The 23533-nt window shown below is 45.5% G+C and carries 21 protein-coding genes; 12 read left to right on the top strand and 9 right to left on the bottom strand.

Translation table 11 applies throughout. The features are described 5' to 3' along the window. Nucleotides 1–101 precede the first annotated feature (101 nt). Nucleotides 102–836: a TIGR01621 family pseudouridine synthase gene (locus FHQ23_RS04480; protein WP_139613241.1), complete on the bottom strand. Its 735-nt coding sequence runs from the start codon at nucleotides 834–836 to the stop codon at nucleotides 102–104. Nucleotides 837–883: 47 nt separating this feature from the next. Here FHQ23_RS04480 and cls point away from each other — a divergent pair, with 47 nt between their 5' ends. Beyond that, a complete protein-coding gene (gene cls, locus FHQ23_RS04485; protein ID WP_139613242.1) occupies nucleotides 884–2344 on the top strand; it encodes a cardiolipin synthase in 1461 nt (486 codons plus the stop codon). A 26-nt stretch (nucleotides 2345–2370) separates the two neighbouring features. Here the strand turns inward: cls and glnD are convergent, their stop codons facing one another. After that, nucleotides 2371–5001, bottom strand: a complete 2631-nt coding sequence (gene glnD / locus FHQ23_RS04490; protein ID WP_139613243.1) for a bifunctional uridylyltransferase/uridylyl-removing protein GlnD — start codon at nucleotides 4999–5001, stop codon at nucleotides 2371–2373. A 29-nt stretch (nucleotides 5002–5030) separates the two neighbouring features. Next, complete coding sequence (gene map / locus FHQ23_RS04495; protein ID WP_139613244.1) at nucleotides 5031–5834, bottom strand: type I methionyl aminopeptidase; 804 nt, start codon at nucleotides 5832–5834, stop codon at nucleotides 5031–5033. A gap of 198 nt (nucleotides 5835–6032) precedes the next feature. Between map and erpA the strand changes: the two genes are divergently transcribed. After that, on the top strand, nucleotides 6033–6374 hold the full coding sequence (gene erpA / locus FHQ23_RS04500) for an iron-sulfur cluster insertion protein ErpA (RefSeq protein ID WP_139613245.1): 342 nt from the start codon (nucleotides 6033–6035) through the stop codon (nucleotides 6372–6374). A 114-nt stretch (nucleotides 6375–6488) separates the two neighbouring features. Here the strand turns inward: erpA and FHQ23_RS04505 are convergent, their stop codons facing one another. The 3 genes from FHQ23_RS04505 to FHQ23_RS04515 are packed head-to-tail and all read right to left on the bottom strand — an operon-like array spanning nucleotide 6489 to nucleotide 9967. Beyond that, nucleotides 6489–7796 carry a sodium ion-translocating decarboxylase subunit beta gene (locus FHQ23_RS04505; protein ID WP_139613246.1) on the bottom strand — a complete coding sequence of 436 codons (1308 nt, stop codon included), beginning with the start codon at nucleotides 7794–7796 and terminating at the stop codon, nucleotides 6489–6491. Between the two features lie 20 nt (nucleotides 7797–7816). Beyond that, nucleotides 7817–9640, bottom strand: coding sequence for a sodium-extruding oxaloacetate decarboxylase subunit alpha (oadA, locus tag FHQ23_RS04510; protein ID WP_139613247.1), 1824 nt, complete (start codon nucleotides 9638–9640; stop codon nucleotides 7817–7819). Nucleotides 9641–9700: 60 nt separating this feature from the next. Next, nucleotides 9701–9967, bottom strand: coding sequence for an oxaloacetate decarboxylase subunit gamma (locus FHQ23_RS04515; RefSeq protein ID WP_139613248.1), 267 nt, complete (start codon nucleotides 9965–9967; stop codon nucleotides 9701–9703). Nucleotides 9968–10424: 457 nt separating this feature from the next. On the opposite strand from FHQ23_RS04515, the gene FHQ23_RS04520 reads away from it, so the two are divergent. From FHQ23_RS04520 to FHQ23_RS04555, 8 genes are all read left to right on the top strand, one after another. Beyond that, a complete protein-coding gene (locus FHQ23_RS04520; protein ID WP_139613249.1) occupies nucleotides 10425–10799 on the top strand; it encodes a YacL family protein in 375 nt (124 codons plus the stop codon). Nucleotides 10800–11131: 332 nt separating this feature from the next. Further along, entirely contained in the window at nucleotides 11132–12406 is a 1275-nt protein-coding gene (locus FHQ23_RS04525) for an HAAAP family serine/threonine permease (RefSeq protein ID WP_139613250.1), read from the top strand. A gap of 93 nt (nucleotides 12407–12499) precedes the next feature. Next, a complete protein-coding gene (locus tag FHQ23_RS04530; RefSeq protein ID WP_139610423.1) occupies nucleotides 12500–13867 on the top strand; it encodes an L-serine ammonia-lyase in 1368 nt (455 codons plus the stop codon). 211 nt (nucleotides 13868–14078) lie between these two features. Further along, the gene (gene prmB / locus FHQ23_RS04535) at nucleotides 14079–15092 is read left to right on the top strand and encodes a 50S ribosomal protein L3 N(5)-glutamine methyltransferase (RefSeq protein WP_139613251.1); all 1014 of its coding nucleotides are present in this window, start codon (nucleotides 14079–14081) and stop codon (nucleotides 15090–15092) included. A gap of 57 nt (nucleotides 15093–15149) precedes the next feature. After that, a complete protein-coding gene (locus tag FHQ23_RS04540) occupies nucleotides 15150–15872 on the top strand; it encodes a hypothetical protein (RefSeq protein WP_139613252.1) in 723 nt (240 codons plus the stop codon). Beyond that, on the top strand, nucleotides 15869–16435 hold the full coding sequence (locus FHQ23_RS04545; protein WP_139613253.1) for a septation protein A: 567 nt from the start codon (nucleotides 15869–15871) through the stop codon (nucleotides 16433–16435). Before FHQ23_RS04540 ends, FHQ23_RS04545 begins: the two co-directional genes overlap by 4 nt. A gap of 3 nt (nucleotides 16436–16438) precedes the next feature. Next, nucleotides 16439–16966 carry an acyl-CoA thioester hydrolase YciA gene (gene yciA / locus FHQ23_RS04550; RefSeq protein ID WP_139613254.1) on the top strand — a complete coding sequence of 176 codons (528 nt, stop codon included), beginning with the start codon at nucleotides 16439–16441 and terminating at the stop codon, nucleotides 16964–16966. A 13-nt stretch (nucleotides 16967–16979) separates the two neighbouring features. Further along, complete coding sequence (locus FHQ23_RS04555) at nucleotides 16980–17276, top strand: YciI family protein (RefSeq protein ID WP_139613255.1); 297 nt, start codon at nucleotides 16980–16982, stop codon at nucleotides 17274–17276. 124 nt (nucleotides 17277–17400) lie between these two features. On the opposite strand, the gene FHQ23_RS04560 is transcribed toward FHQ23_RS04555, so the two are convergent. The 3 genes from FHQ23_RS04560 to selD all read right to left on the bottom strand — a co-directional run bounded on the left by FHQ23_RS04560 (nucleotide 17401) and on the right by selD (nucleotide 20534). Beyond that, a complete protein-coding gene (locus FHQ23_RS04560) occupies nucleotides 17401–18033 on the bottom strand; it encodes an OmpW family outer membrane protein (RefSeq protein ID WP_139613256.1) in 633 nt (210 codons plus the stop codon). A 385-nt stretch (nucleotides 18034–18418) separates the two neighbouring features. Further along, nucleotides 18419–19345, bottom strand: coding sequence for a Dyp-type peroxidase (locus FHQ23_RS04565; RefSeq protein WP_139613257.1), 927 nt, complete (start codon nucleotides 19343–19345; stop codon nucleotides 18419–18421). Nucleotides 19346–19445: 100 nt separating this feature from the next. Beyond that, entirely contained in the window at nucleotides 19446–20534 is a 1089-nt protein-coding gene (gene selD / locus FHQ23_RS04570; RefSeq protein ID WP_139613258.1) for a selenide, water dikinase SelD, read from the bottom strand. Between the two features lie 269 nt (nucleotides 20535–20803). On the opposite strand from selD, the gene FHQ23_RS04575 reads away from it, so the two are divergent. Beyond that, a complete protein-coding gene (locus tag FHQ23_RS04575) occupies nucleotides 20804–22447 on the top strand; it encodes an ABC transporter substrate-binding protein (RefSeq protein WP_139613259.1) in 1644 nt (547 codons plus the stop codon). A 126-nt stretch (nucleotides 22448–22573) separates the two neighbouring features. Continuing rightward, nucleotides 22574–23494 (top strand): oligopeptide ABC transporter permease OppB, encoded by a 921-nt coding sequence (oppB, locus tag FHQ23_RS04580; protein WP_139613260.1) that lies wholly within the window; start codon nucleotides 22574–22576, stop codon nucleotides 23492–23494. Nucleotides 23495–23533 lie beyond the last annotated feature (39 nt).

Here is a 23533-nt window from a genome sequence, read left to right on the forward strand (position 1 = left end):
CTTCACGACTTTTGCCTTATTTATTTGCAAAAAGAGTGGCGAAAAATAGTCTATAGCTCAAATTATAAACAAAGATCAACAGACCCTAAGGTATTATCCCCTTAATCCGTTATGCAATCAATCGTTAACCGCGCCAATTGCCGCTGCACCTCTGGGCGCAGAAAGTATTCGCCGCTGCTCGGCAATTGTGTGATGACAATTTTTTTGCCTCGATAATCAAATTTAAGTGCATAAGCGTGTAAATAAGTGCGGTCAAGTGCGGTTTTATCACCATAGCGCTGATCGCCCAAAATCGGGCTGCCAAGGCTTTTCATTGCCACGCGCAATTGGTGCGTTTTACCGCTCTTTGGCATCAGATGAAATAAGCGCAAGCCAGGTTCACAAAGAACACTGTGAAAACGGGTGACTGCAGGGTTGGTTTGGCTGCGGCACAGTTTCCAACTACCATTGCGGGTTTTCGCCATATCACCTGCCACCATGCCCTGCTTTTTCTTTGGTTTCCCGCTCGAAAGCGCGATATAATGCTTTTCTATTTTATGTGTTTGAAACAGGCGTGAAAACTCGGCAGCAGCGTCACTATTGCAAGCCAAAATCAATAAGCCTGAAGTGATTTTATCCAAACGATGAACCAGCCATAACTTGGCATCACCTGTTTGCTGCGCAACCAAATCAGGCAGCCCCGATAGTTGGTGATCTTTGTGTACGCTGATGCCGGTCGGCTTGTCGATCACAAGAAAATCGGGGTGGCGATACACCACAGTAATCGGTTCAGGGATATCAGTATCAGAAATATCAGCAATAGCAGCTTTCGAGGTAATCGTTTCTTTTGGCAACATCACGGTTATCTATAAATCATATAATTAAGGCGTGTTATAAGCATAGTATGAATATAGAACTTTCGCAAATTATCGGTTACTTGCTGCCCGCATTTGTCTGGGTTTTCGGCATCGGGATCACTGCTCGTTTGGCATTTAAAAAACAAGCGGTTTCCGTCACCTTAGCGTGGCTGCTGATCATCTTTATGATCCCGGTTTTCGGCATTATTGCCTATCTGATTCTAGGCGAAATCAAACTTGGGCGGCGGCGTGGTGAGTCCTTCAAAAAGCTGGCACCACTCTACACCGAATGGTTCAGCAGTTTTGATCAATGCTCCAATTTAACGTTAAGTAACGAAAAATTACGTTTTAAACCACTGTTTGCCTTGAGCCGCTATCGAGTTGGTATTCCGTGCGTATTAAATAACGAACTGCATATTTTAAACAGTGCCGAAAGCATTATCCAAACTATGATTCAGGATATCGAACAGGCGCAAAAAACCATTTACATGACGTTTTATATCTGGTCGGACGGCGGTTTGGTCAACGATCTGACCAGTGCCTTAATTCGTGCTGCCAAACGTGGAGTTAGAATTCAAATTTTACTGGACTCCGTCGGCAGCAAGCGTTTTTTAGGCGGTCGAAATTACCGTTATCTGCTCGACAACGGCATTCGGATTGAAGAAGCGCTGCACGCTAATCTATTCCGCATGTTTTTTCGTCGTGTCGATTTACGGCAACACCGCAAAATTATGGTGATCGATGATAATATTAGCTACACCGGCAGTATGAATATGGTTGATCCGCGTTATTTCAAACAGCACGCTGAAATCGGTCAATGGGTCGATATTATGGTGCGGATTGAAGGGCCGGTGTCACTTATTTTGCAGGGCGTTCATAGTTGGGATTGGCAGATGGAAACCAATGAAGACGTTGCGCTGCTGCCACAATGCCCACTGTTACAACATAAACCTGATGATTCGCACGGGGTGCAAATTTTGCCGTCCGGCCCTGGATTTCCACAAGATTTGATGACCCAATCACTGCTGCTGGCGATCAGCAGCGCACGGCACAGCATCACAATCACCTCGCCCTATTTTGTGCCCAGTTCCACTATTGCAGAATCGCTGGCAACCGCTTCGATTCGTGGCGTTGATGTCAAACTGATCCTGCCGCAAAAAAACGACTCGTTTTTAGTGGAGTGGGCGAGCCGCACTTTCTTTGATGAATTGTTGGAAGCCGGCGTGAAAATTTACCGTTTTGAAAACGGGTTGCTGCACACCAAGAGCATTCTAATTGATTCGCGTCTGGCACTGGTCGGCACGGTGAATATGGATGCACGCAGTTTTATGCTGAATTTTGAAGTGACAATGATCGTCGACGATCTGCGCTTTGGGCAAGAGGTTGAGGCGTTACAAGCCAGCTATTTAGCACAATCCAGCCTGATGGACGCACACGTTTGGTACCGCCGCCCGATTTATAAACGCTTTTTCGAGCGACTGTTCTTTTTGTTCAGCCCGTTGCTCTAGGGTCTGTTGATGTTTGTTTATAGACCCTAATCAAGTGCGGTCAGCAATGCCTGCTGCAAGCGCAGTTTTTCACTGTCGTCCAAAGCTCTGTTTTGCGAATTGGCAAGGATAAAAAAGTCCTCCGCCCGCTCGCCGGTGGTGGTAATTTTCGCATTCAGCAAATTGAGTCCTTGCTCGCTGAACACATTACTAATGCTCACCAATAGCCCCGGTTTATCCAACACAAAAATTTCTAATTCCGTTTGATCGCGTCTTTTGCTGTCGATAAACCGCACTTCGGTAGGGACATGAAAATGTTGTAACTTATTGTTGATTCTGATATTCAATGCCGGTTTATATTCACTCAGCAACGCCGTTTTCACACTCTGCTCAATGCTGCGCCGACGATCGAATTTTGCCAACACGCCGGAAGTTTCGCTGATAATAAACGAATCCAGTGCATAGCCGTCATTACTGGTCAAAATTTGGGCGTCGTGAATAGAGAGATTTTTGGCTTCGATGGCACGCACCACTTTATTGAACAAGTGCGGTTGATCTGGGCAATACACAAACAATTCAGTGCCGCCTTGTGAAAAGCGGTTGCTGGATTTAACAATAGCCTGCTCATTTGATTGACAAATCAATTCAACGTGCCACGCCAGTTGCTGTGGATTATTACGTAAGAAATAGTCCTGTGGACAGCGCTGCCAAAAATCATTGACGGTGCGTAATTTCAAGCGCTCATCTTGCAGCAATGGTTGCAATAACGCCAATGCCCGCAAACGATGCTGCAAAATTTCATCACTGATATCCAGCAAATAGTCCGTACCTTGTTCCAGCTGCTGTTTGGTAAATTGATACAGCGTTTTAATCAACGAACGCTTCCAACTGTTCCACAACGTGCTGTTGGTGGCGCTGATGTCCGCCACGGTCAAACAGGTCAAATAATCTAAACGAATTTGATATTTCACGCTATTGGCAAATGCCAACACCACTTGCGGATCATAAATATCGCGCCGCTGTGCAGTGACTGACATTTTCAAATGATTCAGTACCAACCAAGCGGTCATTTCGGCATCTTGTTCGTCAAAACCATGTTTTTGCGCAAAGTCATAAACATCGATCGCCCCCAATTCTGCATGATCGCCGCCACGCCCTTTGGCAATATCATGGAAAAGTGCGGTCAAGTAGATCAAGGTTCGATTTGCCAAATTCGGAAACAGTTCAACACACAATGGATGTTGTTCGGCATTTTGCGGTTCAAGAAAACTTTCCAGTTTCAACAGCACTCGCACGGTGTGTTCGTCCACGGTGTACGCATGAAACAGATCAAACTGCATTAAGCCACTGATATTATTCCACTCTTCGCAATAAGCATTCAATACACCGTGCTGGTGCATCGGCACAATCGCGCGGGCAATCGCTTGCGGTTGTGCCAACAAATGCACAAATTTTTGCCGTGCTGAGGGAATATCAATCAGATACTGCCCTTTTTTATTGCTATCCTGCACCACCAACGCCAAACGCAACCGACGCAGCGTCGTGGAATGGATCAGCGCTTGCGGCTGCTGTGTCAGATGGAAAAACAGATCCAGTATTGTGTCCGGTTGCTGCAAAAAGCAGTCTGGATTACGCAAACGGATCGCCTGATTTTTCAGCTCAAAATGCGCATCCAACGATTGTGCCTCGCCGCTGTCGCAAGTCTGAATAAAATGCTCTTGGTAGTGTTGCAACAGCAATTCTGTCAGCTGCATAATGTCATGGGAAGCACGGAAGAAATGTTTCATCATCTCTTCTACTGCTCGATTACCTGCCCCTTGATACCCCAACATTTCACTGACTTTCACCTGCCGATCAAACAACAAGCGGTTATCATAGCGTTTGATCACCAGATGCAGCGCAAAACGCAATTTAAATAAAAATTGCTGTGCACGATTCAAAGTGCGGTGTTCTTCTGGGTAAATAAAGCCCGAATCCAAAATCTCTTGCAGGTTCTTGACACCCAAATGGCGCAACGCAATCCAGTATAATAAATGTAAATCGCGTAAGCCACCGGGGCTGTATTTGATATCCGGTTCTAAATTGTAGCCGGTATTGTTGTAGCGTTGGTAACGTTCGGCTTTTTCCTGCATTTTAGCGGCAAAAAATGCCTCGATCGACCAAAATTCAGCGGATTTAACCGCACTTTGCAACTGACGAAACAAGGTTTGATGGCCGTCCAGAAAACGGGACTCCAATAAATTGGTGGCAATACTGATATCCGCCTGCCCTTCGGCAATACATTGATCCAGCGTGCGTACACTGTGCCCGACGTCAAAGTGACAATCCCATAAAAATTGAATCAGTGCGCTAATGTTGTCTTGCTGCAACGTATCAAGTGCGGTTTCGCTGAGGATCAAAATATCCAAATCGGAGAGCGGAAACATCTCTTCGCGCCCATAACCGCCGACCGCAACCAGCGCCAACGGCTGTTGATCCAAACCGAACTGATGCCATAACTGCTGCAACAACTGATCATAAAAGCGGCTACGCTCGGCGATCAAGTGGTTAATATCACTGTGATTAAATTGCGCCAATTCCTGCGCTTTTAGCGCCTGCAACCGCACTTTTACTTCAGTGACATCAATTACGCTATTGTTGACCACCGAATCACTGGCTTCATCACGGCTAGATAGCATCCTTTACGCCTTCCGACAATTATTCAAAATCAATCGTTAATCATCAAGCGAGAAATTCGTCCGGCAGCAATTTCTTCATCACGAATCGTCATCACTTCACAGCCATTTTCTGTCACCACAATCTGGTGTTCATATTGTGCCGACGGGCTGCGATCTTTGGTTTTCACCGTCCAACCGTCTTTCATCAACCGCACTTCACGCCGTCCGGCATTGACCATCGGCTCAATCGTGAACACCATGCCCGGCTTTAAAATCACGCCGCCGTCATCCGCATAGTAATGCAGCACTTGCGGATCACTGTGAAAACGGTTGCCGATGCCATGGCCGCAATATTCGCGCACCACCGAACAGCCTTTGCTCTCCACATATTGCTGAATGCTGCGCCCGATTTGATTTAAACGAATACCGGGTTTTACCGTGCGTAATCCGACATATAGTGATTCCAAAGTCACCTCACATAGCCGATTGGCTTTGATTGACGGCTCGCCGATCAGATACATTTTAGAGTTGTCACCATAAAAACCGTCTTTGATCACCGTGACATCAATGTTGACAATATCGCCCTTTTTCAGGATTTTGCCGTCATCCGGAATGCCATGACACACCACTTCATTCACTGAAATACAGGTGGCTTTCGGAAAGCCGTTGTAATTCAAGCACGCCGGTATCGTCTGCTGCGCCTCGCGCATATATTGATGACAAATGCGATCCAGTTCACCCGTGCTGACGCCCTCTTTGACGTAAGGTTCAATCATCACCAGCACCTCTTGCGCCAATTTGCAAGCCGTTCTGATCTTATCCAGCTCTTCTCCGCTCCAGATAGGAATATTCATCTCTTTTTTCTCGCCTTTTTATTATTGAAAATCGCCAAACATTGTAGCATTTTATGCCTAAAGAAACCATTTCTGCCATCATTCCAATGCTCTCTCTGTGTTTCGAAAGCGAATTTTTGCTCTTTTTTAGCCAAAAAATAGTGCTATAATGCGCGAATCTTTTTTATAGTTGGCAAAGTACACAGCGTAGGAGTACTTATGAGTGAGATGGCGATTCCTCTCGATTTTACAGACGCAGCAGCAAACAAAGTGAAAAACCTGATTGCCGATGAAGAAAACCCAGAGTTGAAGTTGCGGGTTTACATCACCGGTGGTGGTTGCAGCGGCTTTCAATATGGTTTCACTTTTGATGAAAAAATCAACGATGGCGATTTGGCCATTGAGAAAAATGGCGTGTCATTGGTGGTTGATCCGATGAGCTTGCAATATTTGATCGGCGGCACAGTGGATTACACCGAAGGCTTGGAAGGCTCCCGTTTTGTGGTCAGCAATCCCAATGCCACCACCACCTGCGGCTGTGGCTCGTCGTTCAGCATTTAACATTTAAGTGATAAACCGCACTTTTATCTGACAGCACTTTTATCTGATTGTAACGACGTAAAAAGATGTGATGCCTTGCGACAGCACATCTTTTTTCTTTATAACCAATCGCCCCTACGACATTGCAGTAATATATTTTAACATCACTCCAGCGGCAATCGCCGATCCGATTACCCCGGCAACATTCGGCCCCATGGCATGCATCAACAGGAAATTTTGTGAATCGGCTTGCAAACCGACTTTATTGGCAACCCTTGCCGCCATTGGCACCGCAGAAACACCGGCAGCGCCAATTAACGGATTGATTGGGTTATTTTTAGAAAAACGGTTCAACAACTTCGCCATAATCACTCCGCTGGCAGTGCCAATCGCAAATGCGACCATACCCAGCAGTAAAATCCCCAGCGTTTGCGGTTGCAGGAATTTATCCGCCACCAATTTTGCCCCGACTGATAAGCCCAAAATAATTGTCACAATATTGATCAACGCATTTTGCGTGGTTTCGCTTAAACGTTCCACTACGCCACTGACTCGCATTAAATTGCCGAAACAAAACATCCCCAATAACGGCGCGGCATCCGGCAACAACAATGCCACCAACAACAGCAATACAACCGGAAACAGAATTTTTTCCCGATTGCTGACTTGGCGAAGCTGCACCATGCGGATTTTTCGCTCTGCTTCACTGGTGAGCGCTTTCATAATCGGTGGCTGAATTAACGGCACCAACGCCATATACGAATACGCTGCCACCGCAATCGCCCCCAGCAGCTCTGGCGCCAGTTTGCTGGCAAGATAGATTGCCGTCGGGCCGTCAGCCCCGCCGATAATGCCGATCGAAGCCGCTTGCGGCAGGGTAAATTCAATAACCCCCAAGCTGTTTAGCGCCAATGCACCGAGCACGGTGGCAAAAATACCAAATTGTGCGGCGGCGCCCAACAACAGCGTTTTTGGGTTGGCCAACAGCGGCCCGAAATCGGTCATCGCCCCAACCCCCATAAAAATGACTAACGGCGCGACGCCATAACCAATAGCAACCTTATAAAACAGCGCCAAAATTCCGGTGGTATAGCCTTGATCCGCAGCATAACTTTCTAATTGCGCCAACACTGAAGGAAGTGCGGTATTCAAGCCTATTTTAATCGAATCCAAGTTTGCTGCGACATTCAGTTTATCGGCAACAAACGCCCACTGTTCAGCGCTGCCGTGATGCAGCAGGTTATCCAATGCGGTCATCGCGATGCCTGCTTCGGGAATATTGGCAAGTAACCCGCCAAAGCCAATCGGTAATAACAACAACGGCTCGAATTTACGGGCAATCGCAAGCCACAGCAGCAATAAACTAACGACTAGCATAATCGCTTGCCCTAACTCAAGATGCCTGATACCCATGCCCTGCAACAGGGCGTAAATACTTTCCATAATCCGTTACCTTGCTCTAATCATATCAAATTCATCAGACGATCACCGACAGCAACCATCTCCCCGGCTTTCACCGCAATCCCTTGCACCGTGCCTGCCTGAGCGGCGCGAATTTCGGTTTCCATTTTCATCGCTTCCAGTAACAACAGCACCTCATCTTTTTCAACCTGTTGCCCTTCCGTCACCAGCACTTTCCAGATATTGCCCGCCATCGGTGCATTCACCGATACTGTGTTTACTGTGGCTGTATTGACTGCTTGAGACGGCGCAGCATCATGCGCTGACCGCACTTTTGCCGGACTAATATCGCCAACCTCACCGCCTTCACTAACCTTGACCACAAACGCTTTGCCGTCAATTTCAACCGTATACACCGCCGCATCGGTAGTATTTGCCGAATTTGCTGTGGTTGGTTTAACTGGCGCCGATTCAGAGACGGCTGCAACAGCCACTGGCGTGGCTTCAAATGCTACCGGATTATCACGATTTTCTAAGAATTTCCAACCGATTTGCGGAAATAGTGCCACAATCAACGTATCATCAATCAGATTATCTGCCAGTTTGATATTTTTCTGCGTGGCTTGTTGCTTCACATCTGCCGTCAATTGTTGCATTTCCGGCGGTAAATGATCCGCTGGGCGATCGGTCATCGGCGCTGCGCCGTTTAGCACTTTAGTTTGAAGTGCGGTATCAACCGGCGCCGGCGTGCGCCCGTATTCGCCTTTCAAAATCCCAGCAGTCTCTTTGGCGATGGTTTGATAACGACTTCCCGTCAGCACATTGATCACCGCTTGAGTGCCGACGATTTGTGAAGTCGGCGTCACCAACGGAATATAGCCCAAATCTTGGCGGACCCGTGGAATTTCAGCTAGCACTTCGTCTAAACGTTGTGAGGCATTTTGTTGTTTTAACTGGCTTTCTAAATTCGTCAGCATACCGCCCGGCACTTGCGCCACTAAAATGCGGCTGTCAGAGCCTTTTAATTGCCCTTCAAAAACTTGATATTTTTTGCGAATTTCACGGAAATAAGCTGCCACTTTTTCCAATTGATGAATATCCAAACCAGTGTCATATTCCGTTCCCTGCAACGTTGCTACCAACGCTTCCGTTGCCGGATGTCCGTAAGTTCCGCTCATGGCGGAAATTGCGGTATCTACGCCATCTACTCCTGCTTCAATTGCTTTCAACAGCGCCATTTCTGCCATGCCGGTGGTGGCGTGACAATGCAGATGCAGCGGAATGTCATAGCGTTGTTTAATTTCGCGCACCAAGCGATGCGCTGCCATCGGTGTCAAAATCCCAGACATATCTTTGATCACCAACGAATCAACACCAATTTCCAACAGCTGTTCGCAGAGATCTAACCAAGTTTCCAACGTATGCACCGGGCTGGTAGTATAACTGAGAGTGCCTTGTGCGTGTGCGCCGTTTTTGCGCACCGCTTGCAGCGCACAACGCATATTGCGTGGATCATTCATCGCATCAAATACACGGAACACGTTGATTCCGTTGCTGACCGCTCTTTCAACAAAGTGTTCGACCACATCATCGGCATAATGCCGATAACCCAGCAAATTTTGCCCACGCAGTAACATTTGCAACGGCGTTTTCGGTATCGCTTTTTTCAGCTCACGCAACCGAACCCAAGGATCTTCGCCTAAAAACCGAATACAGGCATCAAATGTTGCCCCGCCCCAACATTCCAGTGAAGCATAACCAATTTGATCCAGTTCGGCAGCAATCGGCAACATATCGTCCAAACGTAGCCGTGTGGCAAATAATGATTGATGGGCATCACGCAATACCACATCAGTAATCGCGATTGGATGTGCAGATTTTGTCATGAGAATACTCCATAAAAGTTAGGGACTGTTGATATTTGTTTGTAATTTGATCTATGCTTCCTAACGCTGACGGCGATGGTGGGCAATTGCCGCCACAATAACCGGACGCAGAACGTCAAGATCCTCTTGTGCTGTCGACAACGTCAAGTTTGCTTGGTTTGGAGCAGATAAGTGCGGTTTGATTGACATCGGTTCAGGGAAAAACCGATTAACCCAATACGACATTAAACGAATCGCAACGATCAAAATACATAGAAACAACAGGACAAATCCCATTCCCGACACCATTAAAGCGATACCTTCCGCCATTAGTTCTGCTGCTGTCATGCCACTCTCCCGCCGTGCTAATAAAATTAATATGTGTTGATGTTATAGCATACTTAAAATTCAATTGATAATTCTTGCGCCAGATCAACTCATTTTGGTGTATTCTGTGATTTGGCGTTTTCACAGAAATAGCCGTTTTTATTTACCGCAAGCCTTGCTAAAATGCAAATTAATTTTCTGTTATACATTAGGGTCTGTTGATCTTTTAAGTATATTATTTGAGCTAAAACTAATCCTTTTAGCCTAGCACGGCAAAGCCGTACTAGGTTACGCATAGATCAGCCGCTTTGCGGCTGTTTCAGAGAGGCAAAGCCTCTCATCAATGCTTAACCGATTGCGACCGTAGGTCGCTGTCGGATAAAATCACACTCTTTTTGCTTGATTTATAAACACAAAAGATCAACAGACCCTATAAACAAACATCAACAGCCCCTAACTTGACATAAGAGATAACATTATGGATTTTCAATTTACCTGCGACTATCTTGGCAAACCGTTAGTACGCTGTAGCATGGATCACGAAGCGGTTGCCGCTTGGATTAATAGCGAAATTGATGGCGATTGGGCAAAGCTCGATGCTGTTTTTAACATTATTGAACAGGCAAAACAACATGCTGCACCGCACTTTGAACAGCGCCTTGAAGGTCGTGAGTTTTTTATTGTCGTCAATGCAGAAGAAGTGATGGTGCAAGCCAATAATTTGAGCTTCGCCTGCGATGATATGATAGAGGACGGTTTTGGCTATTACGATCAAGAAAGTTTGGCATTCTGCGGGCTGGAAGATTTTGAACGACTGCTGCTGCAATATCGGGATTTTATCAAAATAAAATAGCATTAATGCTATCAAAGCGAGAAAGTATTTTATTTTGAGTCGTATTCCACACTACCCTTTCTCGATAAGCATAAAATCAATCATTTTTCAAGACCAGAATGATACATTAGTTAAAAAATAAACAACTCTTCATTATTGAGTATAAAATAATCATTATTTTTAACAATTTTTGAAACATATTTAACCAAAATAAATTTATATTGTTGCCAAGATCACAAATTCAAAATTCCGCATTTGTATTTAATACCGCACTTCACTACTATTCGCGCCGTTGTAGAACGACTCTACAAGTCAAACGAATCACGTTAATTAAAATTAAGGATAATAAAAAAATGGACATAAGTGCTATTAAAGCCGACCCAGCCACCACAAAAAAATGGAATAAATTTGATTGCGCTTGGGTATTGAACCTTTTCGGAACTGCCGTCGGCGCTGGCGTTCTGTTTTTGCCGATAAATGCCGGTATGGGCGGATTCTGGCCGTTAGTCGTGATGGCGGTGATCGTCGGTCCGATGACCTATTTGGCACACCGTGGCTTAAGCCGTTTCGTGCTCTCATCCAAAAATCCCGGCAGCGACATTACTGAAGTGGTGGAAGAGCACTTTGGCAACACCGCCGGAAAATTGATAACCCTATTGTATTTCTTTGCTATTTTCCCAATTTTATTGATCTACGGTGTTGGTATCACCAATACCGTCATTTCCTTTATGGAAAACCAATTGATGATGACGGCTCCTCCACGGGCTATTTTGTCGGTAATCCTGATCGCTGCCTTGATTGCAGTGATGTTGATGGGCGAAAAATTCATGTTGAAAGTCACTGAATGGCTGGTCTATCCATTAGTATTGATCCTGTTTGCGCTGTCGTTATATCTGATTCCGGAATGGAATACCTCTGCGCTGCAACAAATCCCGACGGCCCAAGCCTTTTTTGGTACTTTATGGTTGACGATCCCGGTATTAGTCTTCTCTTTCAACCACTCTCCTGCTATCTCTGCTTTCAGCTTATCGCAACAACGGGAATATAAAGACTTCGCCAGCACCGAACAACACACCGGCAAAGTGCTGCGTGGCACTTCCGGGTTATTGCTGGTTTTTGTCATGTTGTTTGTATTTAGCTGTGTTTTAAGCCTGACCCCGGAAGACCTGGTGTTAGCCAAACAACAAAACATCTCGATTCTGTCATTCTTAGCCAATAAATTCGATAATCCGTATATCTCTTATTTCGGTCCATTAGTGGCTTTCTTAGCGATTACCAGCTCGTTCTTCGGTCACTATTTGGGTGCGCGTGAAGGTTTGGCTGGTTTGATTGTCAAAATGAATCGTGATGCCGGCAAAACCGCCATCAATCAGAAAAAACTGAACTATGGCACCGCACTTTTCTTCCTGATTTCACTGTGGATTGTAGCAACCATCAACCCAAGTATTTTAGGCTTAATCGAGTCCTTAGGTGGTCCTATTATTGCCATGATTCTGTTTATTATGCCGATGTATGCGATTCGCAAAGTGCCTGCGATGCAGCGCTATCGTGGAAAGTTCAGCAATGTTTTCGTTACGGTAATGGGCTTAATTGCGATTTCAGCCATTGTTTATGTCCTTTTCCGCTAACTAAAATCGGAGTATAATCACTATTTAACAAACCTCCGCTTAACTCGATTTAGGCGGAGGTTTCTGCATAATAAGAACAAGATTAGGTATCCTATGATTAGTGTGTTTGATATTTTTAAAATCGGTATCGGTCCGTCCAGCTCCCATACCGTCGGACCGATGAAAGCCGGAAAACAGTTCCTTGACGAATTGGCTCAGCAGCAACTGTTGGATAAAACCGATCAAATCAAAGTCGATGTTTACGGCTCACTGTCACTGACCGGTCGTGGACACAGCACCGACACTGCCGTAATTATGGGGTTAGCGGGCTATTTGCCGGAAAATGTCGATATTGAAGGAATTCCCGGATTTATCGACAATCTGAAACAAACCGCACTTTTGAATATTGCCTGCGGACAATATCAGGTTAAATTTGATGTGGAAAAAGATTTGCTGTTTCAGCGTCACTTTTTGCCCTTGCACGAAAACGGCATGACCATTCGGGCACTGCGCCAAGGCGAAGTAATCTACTCACAAACCTATTACTCGATTGGTGGCGGCTTTATCGTTGATGAAGCACATTTTAACCAAGTGGAAGACAACCCGATTCAAGTTCCTTTCCCGTACCGCAATGCCGCCGATATTCTGCAACATTGTAAAGACAACGGGCTATCAATCGCTGGTTTAATGCTAAAAAACGAAATTGCACTGCACGGCAAAAGTGCGGTCAACGACTACCTACAACGTATCTGGCAAACCATGTGGGACTGTATGCAACGCGGTTTGAATACCGAAGGACTACTGCCGGGACCGCTAAAAGTCACACGTCGCGCCACCGCACTTCGACATATGCTGGAGTCTAACAATAGTCTGTCGAACGATCCGATGAAGATTATCGACTGGGTGAATATGTTTGCCTTGGCAATCAACGAAGAGAATGCCGCTGGTGGACGCGTGGTGACCGCACCAACCAACGGTGCTTGTGGCATTGTTCCGGCGGTGTTGGCATATTATCAGCAATTTATTGCGCCATTGACCGAGGAGACCATTTCTCGCTATCTACTGACCGCAGGGATTATCGGTTCGTTGTATAAAATGAATGCCTCGATTTCCGGCGCAGAAGTTGGCTGTCAAGGCGAAGTCGGTGTTGCCTGCTCAATGGCTTCAGCAGGTTTGACCGAAATTTTGGGCGGCACGCCGGATCAAGTCTGCATTGCGGCTGAAATCGGGATGGAGCACAATTTGGGATTGACCTGTGACCCGGTCAACGGGCAAGTGCAAGTGCCGTGTATTGAACGCAATGCGATTGCCTCCGTTAAAGCAATCAACGCCAGCCGCATGGCACTGCGCCGCACTAGCAGCCCGTCGGTCAGTCTGGATAAAGTGATCGAAACCATGTACGAAACCGGCAAAGACATGAATTCCAAATACCGCGAAACCTCCACTGGGGGCTTAGCGATCAAAATCCTGCCTTGCGATTAATCCGCTAATAAATAACCGTAGCCCAATCCTCACTCGGCTACGGTTTTTCTTTGGGTTGTTAGCAAGCCACCATTCAGGCGAAAAAAATGACTATTGCTCTATTTTTAAACAAAGAAAGTACTTCCTCAATCAAAGCCGATACGCTTTATGCAAAGCAGCAATAAATATGGTATAAATAGGCAATGATATTGTTTTATAAGGTACTCAATTTATGTCCGAAAAGATCCACTACAACCCCGAATTAGTCGAAGAAATGCAGCTTTCTTCCAGTTTGGAAGATCTCAAAACCATTCAAGATTTTCTGCGTTGGATGTACAGCTATTTTAATGCGTCCGATATTTTTTACGGACACGGGCAAGATAATGCATGGGACGAGGCGGTGCAATTGACGTTGTCGGTGCTGCACCTGCCACAAGATGTGCCGACCGCACTTTACAGCTCCAATCTGACTTATTATGAAAAACAAAAACTGTTCCATGCCGCAATTCAACGGGTCGGCACTCGCACCCCAATCGCTTATTTAACCCACAATGCGTGGTTTTGTGGGCTAGAGTTTTATGTAGACGAACGGGTGATTATTCCACGTTCACCGATCGGCGAACTGATTCAAGATGGTTTCACCGGTTTATTGAAAGATGAACCGAAACGTATTTTGGATATGTGTACTGGCAGTGGCTGCATTGCCATTGCCTGCGCTGCAAGATTCCCACAGGCGGAAATCGATGCTATCGATCTTTCACCCGATGCACTACAAGTGACCGAAATCAATATCGAACGACATAACGCACTGCACCGAGTGTTCCCGATTCAATCCGATCTGTTTTCTGCCTTACCACCGGATCAATACAACCTGATCGTCTCTAATCCGCCCTATGTCGACGAAGAAGATCTGCAACAAATGCCAGCAGAATTTTATCATGAACCAACGATGGCGCTGGAAGCCGGACAGGACGGTTTGATTTTGGTGAAACGCATTTTGGCGCATGCGGCAGATTATTTAAGCGATAATGGTGTTTTTGTGTGCGAAGTGGGCAATAGCATGGTGCATTTGATCGAACAATTTCCGACTGTCGCCTTTAACTGGATTCAATTTAAACAAGGTGGAGACGGCGTGTTTTCACTGACTAAAGCACAGCTGCTCGCCAATGCAGCACTGTTTGAAGCCTATAAGTCGTCGGCTTTCTCCATCATCAGCAACCGAACAGCAAGTTCGGATAGAGAGTGAGTTTGCTAAATATAATTGCTATAATCACTACCGTTTTTTCTTGTTGCAGGACGTTTTATGCCCGTTAATTTTATTAAAATCTTCCAAGACAGTTGGAATTTCATTCTGAACCAACGCCAAATGGCACTGTTTTTTCTGCTACTATTGGTTATTGATAATGTATTTTTCCGTTATTTACTCAATGGTATTGATCCCCAATCAGAAGGTGACGGCAGCACTTTTTTGATGTTGACCATTGCCGGACAAGTGGTCAATTCTCTGTTGATTCTGTGGTTTCTCAGCATGATTACCTTTATCAGCCAGCAAAAACCCGCCAATCTCAGCAATGCCTTTGCCTATGCGGTGAAAAAAACACCAATCTTTTTATTACTGAATTTTATCATCGTAATACCTTTTAGTTTGGCAGCAGCCAGCTATGTCGCTACCGGTGGTGGATCGCTCTTCGCCCTGCCTTCGGTGCTGATCGGTTGCTATCTGTTTATTCGTTTATGTCTGGCGCCTTACGCCTACGTATTAGAAAACAGCACTTTCTCCCAAGCCTTGAAGCTGGTCTGGCTCAATGGAAGCGGCAAACGTATCCTGCCCCTGTTTTTGTTCAGCTTATTGGTCTATCTGCTCCCTTTAATTATCACCTTGCAATTAGCACCATTGGCTAGCTCGATAGTGATGACGCTGATTGTTGCCACCGTCAGTGCTGCCATCAGTGTGTTTACATTGGTGTTTACCTATCGCTTCTACCAGCTATTTATTGATAAAAATATCCTACGGACGTTTCAATGAAACAATTACTCGAATTTATCCCTTTAATTCTTTTTTTTGCCGCCTACAAACTTTACGGCATTCAGGCTGGTGCGATCGCCTTGATTGCCGCCACGGTAATTCAGATGGTTTTGCTGAAACTCAAATTCGGCGGTATTGAAAAACAACAAAAAATTATGGCAGCAGCGGTGATTTTCTTTGGGCTACTGACGGTCTATTTCAATGATCTGGAGTTTTTGAAATGGAAAGTCACCATCGTTTACGCTATTTTTGCCCTTGCGCTATTGATCAGCCAATACGGTTTCAAAAAACCTTTGGTCAAAAGCCTGTTAGGCAAAGAGATCAGCTTGCCACAAACCGTGTGGAACAAGCTTAACTTGGGTTGGGCGCTGTTTTTTGTGCTATGTATGTTGGTGAACCTGTATATCAGTCACTATATGTCCGATGATGCTTGGGCGACCTTTAAAGTATTTGGTGTCATCGGCATGACCTTAGTTGCCACCGTGATCACCGGCGTTTATCTGTACCGCCACTTGCCGAAAGATCAGCAACCACACAACACTAACCATCAGGATCAAGAATAAATTATGGGACACGAATTTGTTGAAACCGCACTTGGTGCAAATCCAGGGCGTGTATCGAAAGGACGACTGCTACTGCGTACCCTTGCAATGCCCTCCGATACCAACGCCAACGGCGATATTTTTGGTGGCTGGATTATGTCACAAATGGATATCGGCGGTGCCATCATGGCGAAAGAAATCGCTCAAGGGCGGGTGGTCACGGTATCGGTCGATAAAATTAATTTTATTCGTCCAGTGTCGGTCGGCGATGTGATCTGCTGTTACGGGCGCTGCATCAAAGTCGGCAATAGCTCGTTGAAAATCGAAGTCGAAGTTTGGGTTAAAAAGGTCTCGACCGAACCGTTTAACGAGCGTTATTGCGTCACCGATGCAGTGTTTACCTTTGTTGCGATTGACCAAAACGGTCGTCCGAAAGCGATTCCGAAAGAGAATAATGCCGAATTGGATAAAGCGATGTTTGAATTACAAGAATATTATCAACTTCAAGGTGACAATAATCTAAAAAACAATGATCAAAGAAACAATATATAAAAGGAGAAAAATCATGTATTACGTTATTTTTGCACAAGACAAACCCGACACACTGCAACAACGCTTAGCCGTGCGCGAACAACATTTGGCGCGTCTGACCGCACTGCAAAGTGAAGATCGTCTGTTAGTCGCCGGCCCGAACCCAGCTATTGACGACGAAAATCCGGGCGAAGCCGGTTTCAGCGGTTCTACCGTGATTGCACGTTTCGACAGTTTGCAGCAGGCACAACAGTGGGCGGCTGCCGATCCCTACGTTGCCGCTGGTGTATATGGCGAGGTGATTGTCAAACCGTTTAAACGTGTATTCTAAACCGCACTTTGCGATAAAATATTTTATACGCAAACAAAAATACAGGTTTTGCCCCCGATGAGGCAAAACCTGTACTTTAAAAGTGCGGTTCTACCAATTCTCTTTTGGCAGAAACCCCGCAAAATTAGAATTTATAACCTAAACCGATGAAATAAACCATCGGATCCAGCGTCACATCAGCTCTTTGTTCCTTGCCCCCTAATTTAAAGGTAGCTTTAGTTTTAATTTTTGCATACCAAACTGAAGTATTTAAATACAGATTATCCGTTAAACCGATATCCACCCCGGCATTCACAATGGCGCCCCAAGAATCTTTTAATTTCAGATCAGTAACTCCTGCCAATGTCTCTTTTTCACTAAAGAAAGTAGTATAGTTGATACCTGCCCCCAAGTATGGACGAGCTTTGGTATTTTTATCCAAAAAATAGTATTGCAGATATAAACTTGGCGGCAAATGCTTAACTTTAGCCGTCTTTCCATATACAGGTAATGATAGCTCGTGACTAAAAGGCGTTGCTGCCAATAACTCCACCCCTAGGTTGTCGGTGATCATATAAGTTCCGGTCAACCCCAACTGAGCATTGCTATTTACATTAAAATCATATTGTAACGTATTACCAGAATGATTTTTAGTCGATGCATCAGGCACGACCAAAATCGGACCACCACGCACAATCACATCACCAGCTTGATGTGCCAACGCCGACCCACTCACTAATACTGCTGCTGTCACTAATGCTAACGTTGTTTTTTTCATTTTGGATTCCTCTATAAATGGTTACTTTATAATTTTACTTTCGGTCTATGCCGGAAGTGCTACCACTATACCCATAATTAGGTACGCAAACTGTGACCTAAATCAAATTTAAATTTTTTAATAAAAATAAAATATTGATTTACGCTTTTGCTAACAGACCAGCAACAACCAAACCTTTTGATCTAACCCCAAAACACCATAAATTTGTTTATTTTTTATACTTTAATAAGATTATTCACTCAAACTATAAGATTATAAGGCAATTATATTTGCATCATGCGAATTGAAACTGCTCACAGATAGTACAGGATGAAAGAAAAAACAGAAAATAACAAAGTGCGGTTTGTCAATTAAACCGCACTTTGTCGTATCAGATAACAATAAATTATGCTGACAATGTCTGCAATTGTGAAAGTGATGGGGCGTAGTAATAACTGCCGCTGATTGCTTGGGTGAAACCGAGCATGCGGTCAGTTTTGTTGTCCAATTCGCCGAACATGCTTAACAACTGCTGTTCGATATTGTGCAAGCAGGCGCAATAGCTGATGAAATATAGTCCTTGCGCACCGCTGACTTTGCCGTATGGCAGGCTTTGGCGCACCAATTTCAAACCGACACCGTTTTCTTTCAAATCGACTCGTCCGACATGAGACGTTTCCGGCACATCTTCCAGTTCTTCACTTTCCACTTTGGTTCTGCCAAACACACTTTCTTGTTTGGAAACCGATAATTTTTGCCATTTATCCAGCTGGTGTTCATAGCGCTGCGTCAATACATAGCTGCCACCTTGGTCGATGCCGTCAGCCACCAGCGCCACTTGCGCACGTGCTTCTGCGCCTTGCGGATTCTCAGTGCCGTCGATAAAACCGGTCAGATCACGTTCTTCGATCCAGCGGAAACCATGCGTCTCTTCTTCCACCTGCACCGCCTCACCAAACACTGCCATTGCCATTTGTCCGGCAGAAAAACTGACATCCACTCGTAGCGATTGAATGTGAATCAGCATATCCCGTTGTGTCGCCGGAGCACTCAAGTTGCCTTTGCCTAAGGTAACAAATGGTTTCAGCGCGACCGCACTTTGCGGTTCGGCAAGTTGTTTCCAGATCGGATCACCAAATGCGATCACCGCGCCCAATTTAGCGTCGGGATAATTTTGCTGCAAGGCTTCCAGTTGGGTCAAAAAGCTGGCACAGCCTTGTTTGACCTTTGCCAAATCCGTGATAGTCAGTTCCAAAAACAATCCGGAACGGCAGTGTTCCGGCAAAATTCCACTCTGCGCATTGGTTATTGCAGAGGTTGTTACAGCAGACATAAAAACTCCTCTTGTATATTTTTCATAATTGATTAATTAGTGATTTATTGACCTGCGTTGTACATCACCGCACTTTGGATCGCCTTTGGCAAAATCCGGTTTAAATCACCTGAATCAGTGGTGCGGTGCTGCTTTCTCGCTGGCGCAACTGCCCGATTTTAAACAGTTCAACTCCATTTTCTGCTGCCAACGCCTGCACTTGTGCAACCGCTTGCGGTTTCACCGCAATCAGCAAGCCGCCGGAAGTTTGCGGATCGCACAGCACCGCTTGTTGCAACTCGCTCATTGGCGCCACCAGATGACCGTAGCTGTCAAAATTGCGTTTGTTACCACCCGGAATGCAGCCTTTTTCAATATAGTATGTCACGCCGTCCAGTAAGCGCACCTTGTCAAATTCCACTTCGGCTGCCAAATTCGAACCTTGACAAATTTCCGATAAATGCCCTAACAGCCCAAAACCGGTGACATCGGTCATGGCGGTAATGCCCTCAATTTCGGAAAATTCAGCCCCAATACGGTTCAATTGGCACATCACTTGTGCCGCCAACTGCTCGTGTTCAGGCTTTAATTTGCCTTTCTTCTCAGCGGTGGTTAAAATGCCGATTCCCAGCGGTTTGGTTAAATACAGTTCACAATCGGCTTGCGCTTGATTATTACGCTTCAGGCGTTTGGTGTTCACAATGCCGGTGACCGCCAAGCCGAAAATCGGCTCCGGCGCATCGATCGAATGCCCACCCGCCAGTGAAATCCCGGCTTCTTGGCAAGCCGTGCGACCGCCATCAACAATGCGTCTTGCTACGTCCGGTGGCAGTTTGCTGATCGGAAAACCCAAAATTGCAATCGCCATAATCGGTTTGCCGCCCATCGCATAGATATCGCTGATGGCATTGGTAGCAGCAATGCGCCCAAAAGTAAAAGCATCATCCACAATTGGCATAAAAAAATCGGTGGTGCTGATAATACCGATGTCGTTGCCGATATCATACACCGCTGCGTCATCTCGGCTCTCATTGCCGACCAGCAAGTGCGGATCGAGAAATTTTTCCATTTCGGTATGCAAAATCTGATCCAACACTTTTGGCGAAATTTTACAGCCGCAGCCAGCGCCGTGGCTGTATTGGGTCAGACGAATCACCTCTGTGACGACACGGTTGAAATCTTGCTCGGTGGCATCAATTGTCTCATTCATCCTCTATTTCTCCTCTGCTTATTCTCTGCTGTAATGCGGAACATTGTACTCTATCTTAATCAAAACGGGGGTAAAGTGCGGTATTTTTTTAGTTGAATCCCCGATTTTGTTTAAATAAAAAACAAACTTTCCGCTTTAACGTTTATTTAACGTGATAATTCTCGTAATTTTACATTTTGCTTATTTACAAACTAAAATTTTGTGGAAGAATGAATTTCTATTCAATTTTTTGAAATAGAAATTCAAAACACAACATCTATAAGGAGTACGTGACTATGACATTCAAACTCTCTCAACTTCATACCGCACTTGCTGTTGCTTTGCTGGCAGGTAGCTCTGCTTTTGCTGCCAATGTACCTGCCGGAACCGAATTGGCCGCAAAACAAGAATTGGTTTATAACATCTCAACCAACCCGGCAACACTGGATCCGGCTAAAATGGAAGGCGATGTTGAAGGGCAATATGCCCGCCAACTGTTTGAAGGCTTGGTCACCTCCGATGAGCAAGGGCATATTTTGCCTGGTGTTGCCAAATCTTGGGAGCACTCTGATGATTTCAAAACCTGGACTTTCCATCTGCGTGACAATGCCAAATGGTCAAACGGCGATCCGGTCACCGCTCAGGACTTCGTCTATAGCTGGCAACGCTTGGTTGACCCCAAAACTGCTGCGCCGTACTCTACTTATCTGAAATACCTGACCTTGCAAAATGCCGGTGAGATTACCGAAGGTAAAAAAGCACCGGATACGCTGGGCGTGAAAGCCTTAGATGATCACACGCTGCAACTGACACTGGATGCTTCGATTCCTTATGCTGACAAATTAGTTGAGCACTATGTGCTATTTCCGGTACACAAAGCCACGATTGAAAAATTCGGTGACCAGTGGACCAAAGCAGAAAATATTGTCGGTAACGGTGCCTTTAAGCTAGATAAATTGATTGTCAACGAAAAAAGCGAGCTGTCGCCTAATCCAAACTATTGGGACGCCGCCAACACCGTGCTGACCAAAGTGACTTTGCTGCCGATTGAATCTTCCACCACCGATATCAACCGCTATCGTGCCGGTGAAATTGATGTGACCGGCAAAGAGATTCCGCCTGAAATGTTCTCTAGATTAAAACAAGATCTTCCGAATGAGTTACATGTCAGCCCAATTTTATGTACCTATGTGTATGAAATCAATACTAAAAAAGCACCATTTGATGACGTGAGAGTGCGTCAAGCCCTGAGTCTGGCGCTGGATCGCAATATCATCACCGACAAAGTGATCGCACAAGGTCAAGTGCCTGCCTATCACTTCACCCCGCCGTATATCAATGGCGGTGAAAAACTGACTAATCCAGAATGGGCAACATGGCCACAAGCCAAACGCAACGAAGAAGCGATAAAATTGTTGGCTGAAGCCGGTTTTACTAAACAAAAACCGTTAGACTTCAGTATTCTGTACAACACATCGGAAAATCATAAGAAAATTGCAATTGCTGCATCTTCGATTTGGAAACAAAATCTAGGCGGCGCTGTAAATGCGAAAATGGAAAACCAAGAGTGGAAAACCTATTTAGATTCACGCCACAACGGTGCTTATGATGTTGCCCGTGCCGGCTGGTGTTCTGACTATAACGAAGCCACTTCGTTCTTGAACTACTTCCTGTCCGACAGCAGCAACAATACTGCGTTTTACAAAAATCCGGAATATGATGCTGTGGTAAAACACGCACAATTGGCGGACACTGAAGAACAACGTCAACAAGATTATGCCAAAGCTGAAACTTTCTTCAGCAATGACGTGCCGTCAGTGCCGGTGTATCACTATGTTCAGCCTCGCCTGATCAAACCGTATGTGAAAGGCTATGCTTCCGCTCATCCGGGACAAAACTACTATCTGAAAGATGTTTATTTAATCAAGCAATAACCGTCCGCCCCGTTCGAATAGCTCTCGAATGGGGCTTGGTTAACGCTATTAGATTCCATATCGAAAGTGCGGTAGAATGCTGACCGCACTTTTAACTGATAAACGATTTACTTTTAGATTATTATTATGCTGACACTCATTCTTCGCCGAATTTTACAGGCGATTCCGACACTATTTGTGTTGATCACGCTCTCTTTCTTTATGATGCGGCTGGCACCGGGCAGCCCGTTTTCCAGCGAAAAAAATTATCCGCCAGAAGTGATGGCAAATATTGAAGCCAAATACCATTTGGACAAGCCGATTCATACGCAATATCTGCTCTATTTAAAAAATTTAGCGCACGGCGATTTTGGCCCCTCGTTCAAATATAAAGATTTCACCGTTAATCAACTGGTAGCACAGGCGTTTCCGGTTTCGTTGAAACTGGGTTTTTCTGCGTTTTTGATTGCCCTGACATTGGGCATCACTGCCGGTACTATTGCCGCGATTAGGCAAAACAAATGGATCGATTACCTGATTATGACCTTTGCCATGACTGGGGTGGTGATCCCCAGTTTCGTGGTGGCGCCGCTGTTGGTGCTGATCTTTTCCATCACCCTGAAATGGCTGCCGGGCGGCGGCTGGAACGGCGGTATGCTGATCAATATGCTGATGCCGATGACCGCACTTTCACTCTCTTACATTGCCAGCATTGCGCGGATCACCCGCGGCTCGATGATTGAAGTGCTGCACTCTAATTTTATCCGCACCGCTAAAGCCAAAGGCTTGCCGGCACATCGGATTATTCTTAAGCATGCACTGCGTCCGGCGCTGCTGCCGGTAATCTCCTACATGGGCCCGGCGTTTGTCGGAATCATTACCGGTTCAATGGTGATCGAAAGCATTTTCGGCTTGCCGGGCATCGGGCAACTGTTTGTCAATGGTGCGCTGAATCGAGACTACTCCTTGGTGCTCAGCCTGACCATTTTGGTTGGTGCGTTGACCATCACCTTTAATGCGGTTGTGGATATTTTATATGCCGTAATCGATCCGAAAATTCGCTATTAAGGGAACGCTGTACTATGTTAATTAAACAACAAAATACCG

The organism is Testudinibacter crocodili (assembly GCF_006228025.1).
Taxonomy (GTDB): Bacteria; Pseudomonadota; Gammaproteobacteria; order Enterobacterales; family Pasteurellaceae; genus Chelonobacter.